At 52.3% G+C, this 17,229-nt stretch carries 13 protein-coding genes; 10 read left to right on the top strand and 3 right to left on the bottom strand.

Annotation, left to right across the window (positions count from 1 at the left end):
• Positions 1-10: 10 nt before the first annotated feature.
• The 6 genes from F457_RS0100160 to F457_RS0100185 are packed head-to-tail and all read left to right on the top strand — an operon-like array spanning position 11 to position 6,496.
• Positions 11-1,054, top strand: coding sequence for a rod shape-determining protein (locus tag F457_RS0100160; RefSeq protein ID WP_018979097.1), 1,044 nt, complete (start codon positions 11-13; stop codon positions 1,052-1,054).
• 24 nt (positions 1,055-1,078) lie between these two features.
• Positions 1,079-2,014 (top strand): rod shape-determining protein MreC, encoded by a 936-nt coding sequence (gene mreC / locus F457_RS0100165; protein ID WP_018979098.1) that lies wholly within the window; start codon positions 1,079-1,081, stop codon positions 2,012-2,014.
• A gap of 10 nt (positions 2,015-2,024) precedes the next feature.
• Positions 2,025-2,591, top strand: coding sequence for a hypothetical protein (locus F457_RS11720; RefSeq protein ID WP_018979099.1), 567 nt, complete (start codon positions 2,025-2,027; stop codon positions 2,589-2,591).
• A gap of 60 nt (positions 2,592-2,651) precedes the next feature.
• On the top strand, positions 2,652-4,610 hold the full coding sequence (mrdA, locus tag F457_RS0100175) for a penicillin-binding protein 2 (protein ID WP_051081265.1): 1,959 nt from the start codon (positions 2,652-2,654) through the stop codon (positions 4,608-4,610).
• Positions 4,610-5,785: a rod shape-determining protein RodA gene (rodA, locus tag F457_RS0100180; RefSeq protein ID WP_018979101.1), complete on the top strand. Its 1,176-nt coding sequence runs from the start codon at positions 4,610-4,612 to the stop codon at positions 5,783-5,785. The genes mrdA and rodA overlap by 1 nt, the downstream gene beginning before the upstream one ends.
• Positions 5,786-5,842: 57 nt before the next feature.
• Entirely contained in the window at positions 5,843-6,496 is a 654-nt protein-coding gene (locus F457_RS0100185; RefSeq protein ID WP_018979102.1) for a LysE family translocator, read from the top strand.
• A 72-nt stretch (positions 6,497-6,568) separates the two neighbouring features.
• Here F457_RS0100185 and glyS read toward each other — a convergent pair whose 3' ends face one another.
• The gene (glyS, locus tag F457_RS0100190; RefSeq protein WP_018979103.1) at positions 6,569-8,674 is read right to left on the bottom strand and encodes a glycine--tRNA ligase subunit beta; all 2,106 of its coding nucleotides are present in this window, start codon (positions 8,672-8,674) and stop codon (positions 6,569-6,571) included.
• A 2-nt stretch (positions 8,675-8,676) separates the two neighbouring features.
• Positions 8,677-9,549 carry a glycine--tRNA ligase subunit alpha gene (locus F457_RS0100195; RefSeq protein ID WP_026294035.1) on the bottom strand — a complete coding sequence of 291 codons (873 nt, stop codon included), beginning with the start codon at positions 9,547-9,549 and terminating at the stop codon, positions 8,677-8,679.
• A 193-nt stretch (positions 9,550-9,742) separates the two neighbouring features.
• Here F457_RS0100195 and F457_RS0100200 point away from each other — a divergent pair, with 193 nt between their 5' ends.
• The 3 genes from F457_RS0100200 to aspS all read left to right on the top strand — a co-directional run bounded on the left by F457_RS0100200 (position 9,743) and on the right by aspS (position 14,094).
• The gene (locus tag F457_RS0100200) at positions 9,743-10,579 is read left to right on the top strand and encodes a DUF2076 domain-containing protein (protein WP_018979105.1); all 837 of its coding nucleotides are present in this window, start codon (positions 9,743-9,745) and stop codon (positions 10,577-10,579) included.
• Between the two features lie 14 nt (positions 10,580-10,593).
• Positions 10,594-12,147, top strand: a complete 1,554-nt coding sequence (locus F457_RS0100205) for an FAD-dependent oxidoreductase (RefSeq protein ID WP_018979106.1) — start codon at positions 10,594-10,596, stop codon at positions 12,145-12,147.
• A 153-nt stretch (positions 12,148-12,300) separates the two neighbouring features.
• Entirely contained in the window at positions 12,301-14,094 is a 1,794-nt protein-coding gene (aspS, locus tag F457_RS0100210; protein WP_018979107.1) for an aspartate--tRNA ligase, read from the top strand.
• 82 nt (positions 14,095-14,176) lie between these two features.
• Here the strand turns inward: aspS and F457_RS0100215 are convergent, their stop codons facing one another.
• Positions 14,177-16,348 carry a TonB-dependent receptor gene (locus F457_RS0100215; RefSeq protein ID WP_040920513.1) on the bottom strand — a complete coding sequence of 724 codons (2,172 nt, stop codon included), beginning with the start codon at positions 16,346-16,348 and terminating at the stop codon, positions 14,177-14,179.
• A 209-nt stretch (positions 16,349-16,557) separates the two neighbouring features.
• Between F457_RS0100215 and F457_RS13190 the strand changes: the two genes are divergently transcribed.
• Positions 16,558-17,166 (top strand): hypothetical protein, encoded by a 609-nt coding sequence (locus F457_RS13190; RefSeq protein WP_156809295.1) that lies wholly within the window; start codon positions 16,558-16,560, stop codon positions 17,164-17,166.
• The last annotated feature ends 63 nt before the right edge of the window (positions 17,167-17,229 follow it).

Consider the following 17,229-nt stretch of genomic DNA (forward strand, 5'->3'; position numbering starts at 1 on the left):
GGAGTTTTGGATGTTCTCTCGTCTGCTGGGTCTCATGTCTGCCGACATGGCGATCGACCTTGGCACAGCCAATACCCTCGTTTACGTCAAGGGGCGTGGTGTTGTGTTAAGTGAGCCTTCCGTTGTGGCTGTTACGGAGGTGCGTGGTCGCCGGCAGGTTCTGGCGGTTGGTAATGAAGCAAAGCTCATGGTTGGGAGGACGCCAGGTAATATCACGGCGATTCGTCCATTGCGTGATGGGGTGATTGCGGATTTTGAGAGTGCGGAAGAAATGATCAAACATTTCATCCGTAAGGTACATAATCGCAGCATGTGTTTTAGCCCGCAGATCGTCATTTGCGTTCCGTCTGGCTCAACGGCGGTGGAGCGTCGGGCTATTCAGGAAAGTGCTGAAAGTGCTGGTGCGCGTAAGGTTTATCTGATCGAAGAGCCAATGGCTGCTGCGATTGGTGCTGGTCTAGCGGTCACTGAAGCTTCAGGCAGCATGATTGTCGATATTGGTGGTGGTACGACGGAAGTCGCTGTCGTCTCGCTGGGGGGGATTGTGTATGCCCGTTCAGCCCGTATCGGTGGGGATCAGATGGATGAGGCTATTACGGCCTATATTCGCCGCAATTATAATTTGATGATTGGTGAGAGCTCTGCTGAGCGCATTAAGATGGAGCTTGGCGCAGCATCATTGCCACCTGATGGTGGCCCGGGGCCCTTGCAGTCATTGAAAGGGCGCGACCTGCTCAATGGTGTTCCTCGTGAAATAACGGTCAGTCAGGCTCAAATTGCTGAAGCGTTAGAAGAGCCTGTGAGTCAGATTGTCGAGGCTGTAGCTATCGTGTTGGAAAATACTCCACCAGAGCTGGCTGCTGATATTGTGGAAAAAGGGATCGTTCTGTCAGGCGGGGGGGCGTTGTTACACCGGCTTGATGATGTGCTGCGCGAGGCAACGGGCCTGCCTGTGATTTTGGCTGAAAATGCGCTGTCTTGTGTTGCTTTAGGGACAGGGCGTGCTTTGGAAGAAATGCGTCAGCTTCGGAGTGTGCTGAGTAGCATGTACTAATCCCATTCCGGAGCTGAAGGGGCGATGTTATCGATTCATGCACGGCAGATTGTTGAAGGGTTGGTGCTACCAGTCCTCATCTTTGTGGCTATTGCACTTGTCTTTGTTGGGCAGGTATGGCCGCATAAAGTGCAAGCTGTACGTTTGGCTGTTGCAGGAGAGATGGCACCGCTTTACAGCGTATTGACCTATCCACAGCGTAAGGTCATCCAATGGGAGACCGTGCTGGAGGGGGTAACGAATATTGCGGAGGAAAATGCTCGCTTACGGAAGGAGAACCGTCAGCTTCAGCATTGGTACGCGCTTTCTACCTCTTTAGCAGCGGAAAATACGCGTCTTAAGTCGATCTTACATTGGGGGAATGACCCTAATTTAGCCGATATTAGTGGTTGGGTTGTGCGTGACGAAAGCGGCCCTTATCTACACGCTGTTTTGCTGGATATAGGTGAGCAAAACCCTGTGCATATGGGCAGTGTTGCTGTCGATGCGAATGGCATCGTTGGGCGCGTGAGTGAGGTGGGTGCACGTGTCGTGCGGGTATTGCTCATTAATGATGCGACAAGTCGTATTCCTGTTCGGCTTGTTTCGTCTCATGCCGATGCTATTATGGCCGGGGATAACTCACTTTATCCGCGCTTGATGTATTACAGTCAGGATGTGCACCCTGTGGAAGGCGAACGTGTCGAAACGCGTGGTCAAACGGGGATCACAGGAGGGGTGGCTGTTGGGCGTGTGCATTATCTGAATGAGCGGCGGCCTGTCATTGTGCCTGATGCAGATCTCGCTCATCTGGATTTAGTGCGCGTTTTTGATAATGACACAGCACTTGAATCCCCCCCCGCAGCGGGCCGTGTGAAAGAAAAGCCTCTTTTGAGAAATGCACCAGATGACAAAAAAGAAGGCACTTTCTCACAGGGGTTGAAGCATATTTGGCCTTTTTCTCAGTTTAATCATGAGTAAGGGGGAGCGCATGTCAACTCATTATGATCGTGCGTCTCTCCGGCAGAATAATCTACCACAACGGACGATGAGGCAGACTTTACGGGCATTGTGGAAGACGGTGCTTCCGAGCCTTTTTATGGTCGTGCTGAGCATTGTTTTTGCAGCCCCTTTTCGTATCCTTGGGCAAGGTGAGCTTCAAACGGGCTTAGTTTTAGGAACTGTGTGGTTTTGGTCGCTCTATCGTCCCGCTTCAATGCCGATATGGTTGCTTTTGATAAGCGGATTAATCATTGAGCTTTTTGTTTCCACCCCTCCGGGGCTTTTGTTGCTTTGGATGCTTGTTGTTTATGGTGTTGCGCATATGGTGCGTTTCCATTTTGCAGAAGGGGGGTTTTTTCGTTACTGGGGGCTATATTCCTTGACAGTGCTGGTGGGTGCGGTCTTGGAATGGTGCCTGTTATCCGTGCGCGCTATGATGATCCTTTCGCCGTCTGCACTGTTTTTCCAGTGGAGCTTGAGTGTAGGGGTTTATCCGCTTCTTCATGTTGTGTTTGTTCTAGGGCGTCATTTTTCTCATCCATCTGATCATCCCTAAGGGGAGTAAGCCTTCGGGCAAGCTTCTCTACCAGTGGTTATCTCTTACTGTTTTGTTTTCATGATCTTCCAGCGCCCGTCATCATTTAAAACATTTGAGGCGTCGTCTCCTTCCAAAGAGTCGGAGCGTGGAGCGAGCGGGCGTGGTGTGTTTACACGGCGTGCTCTCTTGATGATGGCTGTGCAGGTGGGTGTGTTGGGGACGCTGGCTCACCGACTGTATAATTTGCAAGCCGTGCAGGGGGAGCAGCTGCGCGCGTTAGCGCGGCGGAACCGTACAAGTAAGCGTCTAATTGCGCCTGCACGAGGGCCGTTGTACGATCGTTGCGGTGTGTTGCTAGCGGGTAGCCGCCCTAATTGGCGGGCGTTATTGATGCCTGAAGAAACGACCGATATTGGGGCGGTTATTGAGCGCTTTGCGAGTATTGTCCCCCTTGATGAGCGTGATCATGCGCGGATTGAGCGTGATCGTCGTCATTTGCGTCGTTATGTTCCACTTACATTAAAAGAGTTTTTGTCGTGGGATGATATGGCCCGTATTGGGCTTAATGCTCCGACGTTACCGGGTGTGCTGGTTGATGTTGGGTCAACGCGTGAATATCCCCTTAAAGAGCTGACAGCGCATTTGGTGGGCTATGTGGCCCCGCCGAATGAGAAAGATGTGCAAAAAGATGGGACGTTTGCTCTTCCTGGAATGCGCGTAGGGCGTGCTGGGCTTGAGCAAACGCAGGATGAGCGATTGCGCGGACATCCTGGCTCTGTAGAGATGGAAGTGAACGCGGTTGGGCGTGTTGTCGGTGAGGTGGAGCGCACAGAAGGTTTGCCCGGCAATACATTAGGCCTCTCCCTTGATAGCGCCTTGCAAGCGCAAGTGCGCGACCGGTTGGGCGAGAGGATTGCGAGTGCGGTGGTGATGGACTGCCGCAATGGGGAGGTGATGGCGATGGTCAGCACCCCTTCTTTTGATCCGTCGTTGTTTGATTCAGGCGTGAGTCATGCTCAGTGGAATAGCTGGATGTCTGACTCACGGACACCGCTTGTTGATAAAGCGGTGTCGGGCCTTTATCCGCCCGGTTCCACCTTTAAGCCGGCCGTGGCGATGGCAGCCTTAAGTTCAGGTTCTGTGTCGCCTGAGGAGCGTTTTACGTGCCCTGGTTATTATGATGTGGGTGGGGTGCGTTTCCATTGTTGGAACCGGTATGGCCACGGGTCTATCAACATGCGGCAGGGGCTAAAATATTCGTGTGACGTGTATTTTTATCAGGTAGCGCGTCGTTGTGGCATTGATGCTATCCATCAGGCTGGTGGAACTTTTGGGCTGACGGGTAAGCTGGGTATTGAGCTGCCTCATGTCAGAGCTGGATCTATCCCAACTCCGGCGATGCGCCGCAAACAGGGTTTCCATTGGAATGGAGGCGATACGATTAATGCGGGTATCGGGCAGGGGCTAGTGCAGGTTACACCACTGGCCTTGGCCACTTATGCATCGCGTTTAGCGACGGGGCGCTTGGTCACCCCGCATTTATTGCGCACGGTAGAGCATTCTCTTGTGCCAGAGGCAGAGCCGGGATTGTTTGGTAAAATGCCCTTTACGGCAGCACATCTTGATGTGGTGAAAGGGGGTATGTTCGCGGTGGTCAATGAACCGCAAGGCACGGCGCCGGCTGCGCGGCTTACGCTGCCTGGTATTAAGATGGCAGGCAAAACGGGCTCGGCTCAGGTGCGGCGTGTCCCGAGAGCTTTGCGAGAGAGCGGGCATTTTAATTCGATGAATCTTCCTTGGGAATATCGCCCTCACGCGCTTTTTATTTGCTTCGCGCCGTATGACAATCCACGCTACGCTGTTTCTGTTGTTGTTGAACATGGGAATGCCGGTGCAACGGAAGCTGCTCCTCTCGCTGCGCGCATCATGACGGATACGTTATTGCGTAACCCTGCGGAGAGAACGCCTTTCTCGCGTGAAGGGCAGTCCCCGCCAGTGGCCCCATCTGAGCATGAGAGTCATGGGAAGTCGTCCTAATGCCTGACCTAACCGTTCCCCGTGCTGCGCGCCGTTTTTTGCGGGAAGAGCCAAAGCTTAAGCTCTTCTCACTTTTATTGCGGATTAATTGGATTTTTGTCTTATTGATCTGTCTATTAGCAGGCGTTGGGTATGGAGCTCTCTATTCTGCAGGAGGGGGAAAGCCCGTTCCGTTTGCCGAACCGCAGCTTATTCGCTTTGGCTTTGGCGTGCTGATGATGATTGTGGTGGCGCTCTTGAGCCCGCGTGTGCTGCGTCTGCTCTCTGTCCCGATCTATATCTTGTCTATTTTGATGCTGGGTCTTGTGTTGAAGATGGGGCATGTCGGTAAGGGCGCTGAACGCTGGATTAACATGGGTGGCTTTCAGTTCCAGCCCTCTGAATTTGCTAAAATAGCCCTCGTTTTGATCCTCGCGACATGGTTCCACAGAGTAGGGCGTGAAAAACTTGGGAATCCTCTACGGCTTATTGTCCCGGCACTGTTGGTTTTATTGCCCGTTATTCTCGTGTTGAAGGAGCCTAACTTAGGCACTGCCAGTATTGTCGGGATGATTGGGGCCTCTCTCTTTTTTGTAGCGGGGATGCGCTGGTGGCAAATCTTTGTTCTTGTTGCACCGATCCCTTTCCTTGGGAATTTTGTGTATAGCCATCTTCACGACTACCAAAAAGCGCGTATTGATACGTTTTTACATCCAGAGCATGACCCGCTTGGAGCAGGCTATAATATTATTCAGTCAAAAATTGCCTTAGGTTCTGGCGGTATCTGGGGGGAAGGCTATCTGCACGGGAGTCAGGGGCAGCTGAACTTCCTTCCTGAAAAACAAACTGATTTTATCTTCACGATGATTGGTGAAGAATGGGGCTATGCAGGAGGCGTGGCGGTGATCGTCCTTCTGGGTGTCATTGTCCTGAGCGGGATGGTGATGGCGCTGCGTTGTCGTAATCGTTTTGGTCGTTTGGTGGGGTTAGGGATTTCGGTCGATTTCTTTCTTTATTGCGTTGTCAATTTGTCGATGGTGATGGGGGTTATCCCGGTTGGTGGTGTGCCTTTACCGCTGATTTCCTATGGTGGCTCTGCGATGCTGACGATGATGTTCGGCTTCGGTTTGCTGCTTTCAACGTGGGTTTATCGTGATGACCTTGATTTAGGGACTGATCAACAACATTCTTCATAGGTAAAAGCGGAGCATGATAACCGCAGAATGTGAGCGGTGGGAAAGCGGAGGTTGGTTATGTTGCATCATTACGTCGTTCCTTTAGCTGCTTTTGCGGTTGCGGCGTTAGTTTTTACGATTACACCGGGGCTCGATACGGTGATGATCCTTCGCACCGCAGCGGCTGACGGGCGCCGCTGTGCAGCGGGGGCGATTTTGGGCATTGGCGCCGGGCTTAGTCTGTGGGGTATCGGAGCTGTTTTTGGGCTTACAGCCTTGCTGGCAGCGTCCGCAACGGCCTTTATGGCTGTGAAATTTGCCGGCGCTCTTTATCTCGCATGGATGGGGATAGGGCTGTTATTGCGGCCACGGTCGGGGCTGACGGCTCCAGAGGAGCGTGCATCAGCGCATAAACAGAGCACACATCCTTTCTGGATGGGGTTTCAGCGCGGTTTGTTGACGGACATTTTGAACCCAAAGGTTGGGATTTTTGTCATTACGTTTTTCCCGCAATTCATCCCGCATCATGTCGATATGGCGCTGTTTACGTTGCTTCAAGCCTTTATACAGGTGGTTCTGTCGGTTCTATGGCTTGGGCTTTTGGTGCTGTTGACGGTGCCTTTAGCGGGGTTTTTCAATCGTCCAACGGTGATGCGCCGTTTAGATCGTCTTACCGGACTGATTTTTATCGGGTTTGGGGCCAAGCTCTTCATGACACATAATCCGCATTAAAGCGTTTCTCATAAAAACCCCTGCTTCGGTGAAACCGGGCAGGGGTTTTTTGGGGTGTGACAGAAGAGCAATTTACCCTTCAATTTTCCCAAAGTCGGCAATCATCCGAGCACTGTCACAGAAGGCAGCCAGCAGACGGAGGCGGTTTAACCGCTGTTGAGCCTCTTCTGCATTGACGGTCACGTCTTCAAAGAAACGATCCATCACAGGGCGCAGCTGCGCTAAGCTTTGCATAGCGGCGGTGACATTGTCGTGTGTCAGATGCGTCTGTATTTCAGGGCCAACCTGCTGCAGGGCGTCACCCAAAGCACGCTCGGCGTCTTGCGTGTAAAGGGAAGTATCAGGCTGGCCGGTATGGGGGCCGTCTTTCTTATTCTCAATGCGCAAGATATTTGCTGCACGGCGATAGGCGGCAAGCAGGTTTTTCCCGTCTTCAGAATCAACCATAGCGGAGAGCGCCTCCACTCGGTTAAGGAGGCGCAGAAGGTCTCCATCAAGGAATTCTGTAAAGAGGGTATCGTCCCCTTCCGTTGTGCCGACAGCCAGCGTTGCTTCCAGCACGTCATGACGCCGCCCTTCACTGCGAAGTTGGACGGTAAGCCGATCGGCAAAGAAGCTTTCCAGCTCTGCAAGGGCGCTGTGCTTGGTGGTGGTATGGGTTAGCGCCATGCTGGCGGTCATCAGCAACGCACCAAGGTCAAGGCGGAGGCCATTATCGCGAATCGTACGGATGACCCCAAGAGCGGCACGGCGCAGGGCATAGGGGTCGCCTGAACCGCTGGGTGTTTCACCAATGGTATAGAACCCGGCCAGCATATCCAGCCGATCCGCTAGGGCCACGGCGACAGAAACAGGCGCGCGTGCTGTATCGTCATTGAGACCGCGGGGCATATAATGCTCGGCAATTGCTTGAGCAACGGCGTTATCTTCTCCGTCATGGCGAGCATAATAGCCTCCCATAACGCCTTGCAGCTCGGGGAATTCCCCCACCATGCCGGTGGTGAGGTCGGCTTTCGCAAGGAGTCCGGCACGTTGGGCTTGTTTCTGCTGAGCGTCATCAAGCCCCATAGCCTGCGCAACCGTCCCGGCAAGGGCGGCAATCCGCTGGGTGCGCTCTTCCTGAGTGCCAAGCTTGGCGTGGAACGTCACCGCTTTGAGGGCATCAACACGTTGGTGGAGCGGTGTTTTGCGGTCGAGATCCCAGAAATGACGGGCATCTGCGAAGCGAGCACTAAGGACGCGCTCATTGCCTGCGATACTGAGTGCGCCGCCATCGCTAAAGGTGCGGTTCGCCACGAACGCAAAATAGGGGGCTGCGGTGCCGTCTTGATGACGCAGGGCAAAATAGCGCTGATTAACGCGCATGGAAACCTGCATGACCTCGGGTGGGAGGCCCATAAAGGCGTCGTCGATACGACCGAGCAGAGGCACGGGATATTCCACAAGGCCGCTAATTTCCGCAACGAGCCCATCATCTTCAACAAGGGCGAGGTCTTTTTCTTTCGCGAGAGCATGCACCCCATCAGAGATCAACGCGCGGCGTTCGTCATCGCGCACAATCACATGGCGTTGTTTGAGTTCGGTGAGCCATTGCTCGGCATTTTTGACCTCAAAACAACCGGGAGAGAGAAAACGATGGCCTTCTGTTATGTTGGAGGTGGTGAGCCCATGGCCGTCATCGCCTTCGCGTGCCAAAGAGACGGGCACGACGGCGCCGTCTAGCACGCAAACGATGTGGTGAAGAGGGCGCACCCATGAGAAGAGCGACCCATTGCCCCAACGCATAGCTTTAGGCCATGGGAATTTCCAGAGAAGGTCTGGCAAAATCTCCGCAATACGCGTGGTTGCATTCACCGCCGGGAGTGTGCGGTTGAGCACCCAAAAGCCATTTTCTTTTGTCAGCTCATCAGGTGTCACGCCATGTTTACGAGAAAAGCCAGCTAAAGCTTTTTCAGGTGCTGTTTCACGCGGGCCGCGCTCTGAGACGGAGCGGGCTGGAATCATGTCATCCAGCTCAATTACCGCGGCGATACGACGCGTGCTATAAAAAGCACGAATCTGACGTGGGTTGAGCTCCTTTAGCGCTTGGGTCAGCAACCGCGTGAGATCATTGGCGCCACGCGCCTGCATGCCAGAAGGGATTTCCTCACAGAAGAGGTCAAGAAGCAGTTCAGCCACGGTTATTTCTCCTCCTCTTCACCAGCAAGCCACGCTTCGCAGGCCGCTCTGGCGAGTGTCCGCACGCGCCCAATGTAGGACGCACGTTCAGAGACGGAAATGACCCCGCGTGCATCCAGCAAGTTAAAGGTATGAGAAGCCTTCAAGCACTGATCATACGCTGGCTGGGCCACCCCGGCTTCAGCAAGGCGAATGGCTTCTTTCTCAGCATTATTGAACTGGGTGAGCAGCATGTCTGTATCAGCAAGTTCAAAATTATACCGTGAATAGTCACGTTCCGCGCGCAAGAAGACGTCACCATAGGTTAGGCCGCGACCGTTAAAGTCGAGGTCATACACATTTTCGACACCTTGGACATACATCGCAAGGCGTTCAAGCCCATAGGTAAGCTCTGTTGACGGAACGACTGTTGGAATACCGCCCACTTGCTGGAAATAGGTAAATTGGGTGACTTCCATTCCATCACACCAGACTTCCCAGCCGAGGCCCCAAGCGCCAATCGTGGGGTTTTCCCAGTCGTCCTCGACAAAGCGAATATCATGTTTATCAGGATCAATCCCAATCGCACGGTAGCTTTCCAGCAGCAGCTCTTGGCTGTTTTGTGGCGTTGGTTTGATAAGAACCTGATACTGATAATAATGCTGAAGGCGGTTCGGGTTTTCCCCATAGCGTCCATCGGACGGGCGACGGCATGGCTGCACATAGGCCGCAGCCCAAGGCTTGGCACCAAGAGCGCGAAGGGTTGTATGGGGCGAAAGCGTCCCTGCACCAAGTTCGGTATCGTAAGGCTGCAAGATGGCGCAGCCTTTCTCTGACCAGAACTGATGAAGACGCAGGATCAATTCCTGAAAGCTGGGCGGCCGGGTTACGGACAATTCACTAGGCTCCGATTGAACAGACGATACACACTATCTTATCGAATGGTGCGCATAATCTCTAGTGAGCCTTTTAAGGAGAGTGGATGTTCTCGTACAGGAGCCCTTGCGAGGCTCACGATAGCGTATCATATTTCTGAAAGATGGCTCGGCGATGAGTCGGCTCTGAATAGTGTTTAAGGACAAGCTAGCGATGAACTCCGAAGAACGGGATGTAATCAGCCGTTTTATTGCCCGCGTTGGCGGCGGTCAGGGAAGTGGTGGCACGCCAGCAGCGAGCAACCTCCCTGCTATTGACCCCGAAGCAGACCGTTTTATTGCGGAAAATTTCCAGCAATATCCTGAAGCACGTTATCGCGTGACGCAGCTTGCCGTTGTGCAAGAGGCCGCTTTAGCGCAAGCACAGAATCGTATTCGCGAGCTTGAAATGCAGCTTCAGCAGGCGCGCACTCAGCTCAGCCAGCAGCAAGCGCAACAATCAGCGCCTCAATCTGGCGGTGGGTTCTTGTCTAATATGTTTGGTCGTTCCGGCCCTGCACAGCCGCAACCGCAGCAGCGTAGCTCGGCTTTACCTCCAGGGTGGGGGCCAGCCGCGGGCGGTGGCGCTCCAACGGCAGCCGCTGGGAATTATGCTCCTGCACCGGGCGTGCAGGCCGGGATGTTCCCGCGTTCTGGTTCTGGCTTTTTAGGCTCTGCCTTGACCACAGCCGCCGGTGTTGCTGGTGGGATGATGGCGGCGAACGCCTTGGAAGGGCTCTTTTCGGATCATCATGGCCATGAAGGCGGTGATGCCGCTGGAGGTTTTGGTGCTGACCAAGGCGGTGACACCTATATTACCAATAATTACGGTGATTCAGCAGGCGATGCTGCGCAGCAGAGCGATCCCTTCGGTGGTGCTGGAAGTGATGCAAGTGGTTTCACACAGCAGGATTTCGGCGGTAATGATGGCTTTGCGCAAGAAGACACTGGCCAAGATATGGGAGGCGGTGGCTTCGATGATGGTGGCGGCTTTGATGACAACTCTTTCTAAGGAGTCATCAAGTTATGTCCGACCGCGCTGAGCAACAGAGCTTCCATGATGTCGCGTCTTTGGAAGAGATTAAAGAAGATGGTCTGAAGATCGTCACCATTGGTAAGCGTTCCATTGTGTTGATGCGTCGAGAGGGGCGCATTCATGCCCTTGGGGGCAAGTGCCCACATAAGGGCGCCCCCCTCAATAAAGGAGCCTATTGCAAGAGCGCGTCTCACGGTGATGTGCTCGTGTGCCCGTGGCATAAGGCTGTGTTTAGTGCGGAAACGGGCAAGGTCGTTGAGCCGATCGCCTTTGAGGATTTGCCACGTTATCCGGTGGAAATTGTGCAGGGGCGTATCATTGTCGGCGCTCGCCCTTTACCATCAGCTCCAGCTGTAGCGCGTCAAGAAGGCGAGCATGTTCTGGTCTTAGGAGGCGGTGCGGCGGCTGCCAGTGTGGTGTATACCCTCCGTCATGAAGGATTTGCTGGAAAGATTACGATTATAGGGGATGAAGAATGGGCTCCTTATGACCGGACGATGCTCAGTAAATCATTCCTTCTCGCAGAGCCATCCCGGCGGCAGGCCCCGGATATTTTAGATAAAAATTATTATATTCGTCATAACATCACGCGCTTGCAGGGGCGCGTTACCGCATTAGACCATCATACGAAGACCGTTACGCTTGAGGATGGTCAAACATTACAGGGTGATCATATCGTTATCGCGACAGGGTCGCGGCCGCGCAGCCCGGACATTGCTGGCATTGAGCGCGATGGGGTGATGGGCCTTCATAGCCAGGCCGATGCGTTAAAAATGGCTGAAGAGATTACGCCAGATCAGCCCGTTATTCTTATTGGTGGGGGGTTGATTGGCTTGGAAGTCGCGTCTTCTCTCCGTCAAAAAGGCGTAGGGGTCACGATCATCACGAACGAGGGCGTGCCGATGGAAGCCCAGCTTGGGCGAGAGATTGGCCTGCGTTTGCACCAGCTTCACGAGGAAAATAGCGTTGCTTTTATCTCGGATGCTCAGGTGACGCGGATCTATGGTGAAGGGCGTGTTGAAGGGGTGGAGCTGGACGATGGCATGCGCCTTCCGTGCCGGCATGTCTTGATTGCAACGGGTGTTCAACCCCAGAGTGACTATGTTCGTGACAGTCTCAAAGGGCCTGAGGGTAGTGTGTTGGTCGATGAGGCGATGCGTGCTGCGCCGGGGGTCTATGCAGCTGGTGATGTTGCCGCTGTGACGAAGGATGGCCGTGTATGGCGAGTCGAGCATTGGCGTCATGCGCAAGTGCAGGGACGGATTGCAGCTCAGGCGATTATGGGTTTTCCGGTGGAAAAGATGCCTGTGCCGTGGTTTTGGACGCAGCAATTTGGCAAGAAGATTGAATGGTTGGGTTGGGGGGAAGCCTTTGACCATGTGTTGATTGAGGGGGCGCTTGAGGATTTTAAATTCCTAGCGACTTATCGGTCTAACAATCGTGTTGTTGCATTAAGTGGCGCTGGACGTGCAACAGAGATGGCGCGAGCCGCGGTTAGCTTTGATGAATTTGCTGAGAAAGAGGCCCCGAGCGTGCCTTTATAAGGTAAACCAAAACGGCGTACTGTTTGTCGTGGCTTCTGCAATGCGGTGTTAAATGTTAAGAGGTTGCTTGACAGTGGAGGGGCTGGCAGGCTTTCTCCCTTAGCATTATGATCATGCGCTTGTTCAGCCGTAAGAGAGACGAGGTTATTATTCATGCACCAGTACCGTACCCACACTTGTAACGCCTTGCGGGCTGATGATGCAGGCAAGACTGTACGGCTCTCTGGCTGGATTCATAGCAAGCGCGATCATGGCGGTTTGCTCTTTATCGATTTACGCGACCATCACGGTATGACACAGATCGTCGTGCCAGCTGGTGGAGCGCTTTTGGAGCAGGCAGAGCGTCTGCGTGTTGAAAGTGTCATTACGGTAACCGGTGAGGTTGTGGTGCGCGATGAAGGGCAGCGTAATCCTTCGCTTCCAACCGGTGAGATTGAGGTTCGTGCTGAGAGCATTGACGTGCAATCCAGTGCTGATGTGCTGCCGTTCCAAGTGGCAGGTCAAGAGCATTACCCTGAAGATTTGCGCCTGAAATATCGTTATCTCGACCTGCGTCGTGAAAAGATGCACCGTAATATCATGCTGCGTAGTCAGGTGATTACCAGCATGCGTCGCCGGATGGTAGAGCAGGGCTTTACTGAGTTTCAGACACCTATTCTCACAGCGTCTTCTCCTGAAGGAGCGCGTGACTTCTTGGTGCCTGCGCGACTGCACCCGGGTAAGTTCTACGCACTGCCACAGGCCCCGCAGCAATTTAAGCAGCTTGCGATGGTGGCGGGTTTTGAACGTTATTTCCAGATTGCACCATGCTTCCGCGATGAAGCGTCACGTGCGGATCGTAGCCCGGGTGAGTTCTATCAGCTGGATTTCGAGATGGCGTTTGCCACTCAGGAAGATATTTTTGGGGTTCTTGAGCCCGTCCTAGCCGGCATCTTTGATGAGTTCACCCCAGAAGGCTGGAAGATTACGGAAGGGACATTCCCGCGCATTCCGTATGCTGATGCCATGCGTGACTATGGTTCCGACAAGCCTGATCTGCGTAATCCGCTGCTGATTAAAGACGTGACGGACTCTTTTGCGGACTCTGGCTTTGGCCTGTTTGCGAAGATCGCAGCGTCGGGCGGACGTGTGCGCGCTATTCCCGCTCCGGGTGCTGGAGACCGTCCACGGGCATTCTTCGATAAGCTCAATAATTGGGCACGTGAGCAGGGCGCTGGTGGTCTGGGCTATATCATCTTTGGTGAAGAGGGCGGGAAAGGCCCCATCGCTAAGAACCTAGAGCCAGAGCGTGTTGAGCAGATCCGCCAAGCATGTGGGTTGAAGGCTGGTGATGCGGTCTTCTTTGCTGCAGGTAAGGGCGACGAGGTCGTGAAGTTCTCAGGTCTTGTGCGCACCAAGATTGCAACAGACCTCGACCTGATTGAGAAGAACGCTTTCCGCTTCTGCTGGATTGTGGACTTCCCGATGTATGAGCGCAATGAGGAAACAGGTGAGATTGATTTCTCCCACAACCCATTCTCCATGCCGCAAGGTGGGCTTGAGGCGCTGAACACGCAAGATCCGCTGACCATTAACGCGTATCAGTATGACATTGTCTGTAACGGTGTAGAGCTTTCGTCTGGTGCTGTGCGGAACCATCGCCCAGATGTCATGCTTCGTGCTTTTGAAATTGCTGGTTATGGTCCAGAAGTCGTGGAAGAGCGCTTTGGCGGCATGCTCAATGCGTTCCGTTATGGGGCACCGCCACATGGTGGGGCGGCACCGGGTGTGGATCGTATCGTGATGTTGTTGGCGGATGAGCCCAATATTCGTGAGGTGATCCTCTTCCCACTGAGCCAGAATGGGTCTGACCCGATGATGGAAGCACCAGCACCTGTTGAACCATCTCGTTTAAAAGAACTTTCCTTGAAGCTGGATCTTCCTAAACCGAAGACAACGTCCAAGTGATATATTCTCATTTATGAGAATGTAAAAAGCCCGGCTCTCTTACGGGGGAGCCGGGCTTTTTTATAGAGGCTGTGGGAGAGTGTTAGAGTTCTACACCGACACTCACGCGGATGGTGCGGCCTTGCCCCCATGAAACACGGTTGGCGGTGCCGGCTGTCGAGGTGAAGTAGGCTTTATTGGCGATATTTTCAGCATTTACCTGCAGGGAAGCGGTGTGGTGATAGATCTTGCGGAGTTTCCAAGAGGCGAACATATCGACTGTAGCGTAGCCGGGCAGCCAGAATGTATTGCGAATATCCCCCGGACGACGGCCAACATAACGCGCACCAGCCCCGATACGGAAAGCGGATTGGTGCCATGGCATCGTCGTTTGATAGGTCAAAAAGCCGCCGCCGGTATGTTTAGCGACGTTATAGACCAGTTTCCCGGCAGTTTGTGGCGTGTCTTTAATCGTCCGTGCGTAGGTGAAGGCGTAGTTGGCTAAGATATTCCAGTGACGGGTCAGATGACCTGTTATTTCTGCTTCAATCCCCTTAGAGGCGACAAGGCCTGAGAGACGCTGAAGAATGGCGTTATCTGCCGTTAGACCAGCTGCCTGAAGAACATTCTTTTTATGAATATTGTAGAGGGCAACATCAGCGGTCAACAGAGCGTTTTGGTAACGGGCGCCCACTTCAAATTGCCGTCCGCTGGTGGGTTTATAAGGGCCGCTGAGAAGACTTCCAGCAGAAATCTGATTGGGATTGAACGATTGTGAATAGTCCCCAAAAAGAGAGAAATGTTTGGTTGGCTGGTACACAATCCCGATGAAAGGCAACGCTTTGGTGTAAGACGCATCGGTCATTTTCACAAAAGGATAGCGCCCGCCATAGCTGTAATGGAACCATTGATAGCGAACACCCGGGGCAATCGTGATGCCATGCCCAAGATGAATGCTGTCTTTCAGATACCAAGAGGCACTATTGATCCGTGTATGATAACCACTTAAATTATTATCCACAGGGGCGCTGGGCGTGATCATGCCATAAACAGGGCTATAGGGGTTGAAGCCCCCTGTATTTTTCCCAGTGAGAAAGTCACCCTGAGTAATACGACGATTTTCATAATCCCCACCGGTGACGAAATCATGCGTCATACCCAGAAAGTGGTGATTGGAAATAAAATCGAGAGAGACATAGCTATTGTCACGAACCGTGCCCGCATTACTGCGGAAGCGACGTGTTAAGAGCCCTGTTGTTGGATTGTAAGAGGAAGGGTCTGCTTGACGGTCATGATAGTTGTCCTCATTCCATCCGCTGGAAAGACGGAGTTTATCATGAGCGGTAAGGCGATAATTGATGGAGCCTGCCAAGAGATGACGCGTTCCATAGTCGGCCGCCCAATGTTCATCAAGGCGGTGTTTGCGTCCACTAATAGGGCTACCATTATAAAAGACAGCGCCGCGATCGAGGACATTATGATAATCAGTCCATTGATAAGAGACCTCTGCACTTAAAGGCCCGTGCGTGTAGCTCAGTGAAGGGGCGACAAGCTTTTGTTTATTAGCACCAAAATTGCGCCAGTAATTCTCATTTTTAAACCCACCGATCAAGCGGAAGGCAAGCCCCGGTGCGAGGGGTCCGCCCACATCAATATTCCCAAAGCCACCCCCGAGAGAAGCCCAGCTTGTATCAACGGATGCACCCCATTTTTTACGTGGCTGTTTGGTGATGACATTAATTACACCACCAGGCTCCTGCATGCCATAAAAGAGGGAAGCCGGCCCTTTGAGGACTTCGACACGCTCAGTCGTTGCGGGGTCAAAGTTACGCCCGATGGGCATACGCACCCCATTGCGAAGAATAGACCCATCATCGGCACCACCGAAACCGCGTTTGATCAGGCTGTCTTGCGTGCCACCAAAGCTATTACCGATTGAAATACCGGGAATGTATTTGCTGACATCTTCCATTGTTTGAGGAGCCATATCCTCAATCGTTTGATGGGTGACGGTGTTGGTTGTTTGCGTTTGTTGAAGGAAGCTGGTGGGGATTTTGTCACCAATAGAGCTGCTCAGGGCCGCATAAGAATGTTTTTCCCCATGGACATGCAGATGTTCTTTACGGGGTGGAGGCGTTTGCTGGTGTGACGTTTTTTCGTGCTGAGCGGTTTCCTTTTCAACAATTTTGTTAGCGGCACTATAAGCACGCTCAATTGAACAGGGGAGGAAGACAGTACTAGCACAGGCCAAGAAAGAGGCTCTTCTGGTGACCATGAGGGAGAAGCTCCGCAAATGAGAATTATTTTCAACACAATTATGAAATTTTTTTTAGATTCGGCAAGGGTTATTTTTTGAGGTTTTCTTGAGAGCGTTCTAAAAATATAATATAAGTATTATAAAGGTAATATAAGTATTACCTAAGTAAGTTAATCGTAAATTTCTATATAAAATAGATTATTTCTATATTAAGAGAGGTGAATATCTTGAGTTTTCTGAAGGTTATCAAAAAAATAGGGAATATTATTCCTGGTCGGATAGGCGATGAAATGGTTGGTTTCTCTGTCAGACAAGGCAATGTGCGGCAAACGATGAAGCGTACTATTTTGATGGCGATTAAAAAGCAAAATAGTTTTCTCGGTAAAAGTGATCTAAAAATCCTTGTTATAGGCACAGAGTCATGTAGCAAGTATGATGCAGACCAAATTGGCAATGAATGTGACGAGGTTTGGACGCTTGATATCAAGGAAGGAAATCGTGTTTATGGAGTTAGAAAGGGAAGACATATTACGGCTTCGACAGAAGATATAGATAAGTATTTTAGAAAAGGTTATTTTGATATTGTTCTGCTCAATGGTGTTATCGGTTGGGGGATCAATAGTCGTTCTGAACAAGAAGAGGCGATAAAAAATATTCATTATCTCTCTAAAGAGAATGCTTTATTGATGATTGGATGGAATACACATAAATCGATTGACCCGCTTGTGAGTGGTATTACGGTGGGAGCTTATCATCACCAAGATTTTCCAGGACTACCAAAAAGGATGGTGGTGACAGAAAGCACCCATATTTTTGATTTTTTCGCGAAGGTTTAACGATTGTATAAACACAGCCGGCTGATGGTGAGATACCTTGAGCCGGCTGTATGTTGTGAAGGG

Source organism: Saccharibacter floricola DSM 15669 (assembly GCF_000378165.1).
Taxonomy (GTDB): domain Bacteria; phylum Pseudomonadota; class Alphaproteobacteria; order Acetobacterales; family Acetobacteraceae; genus Saccharibacter; species Saccharibacter floricola.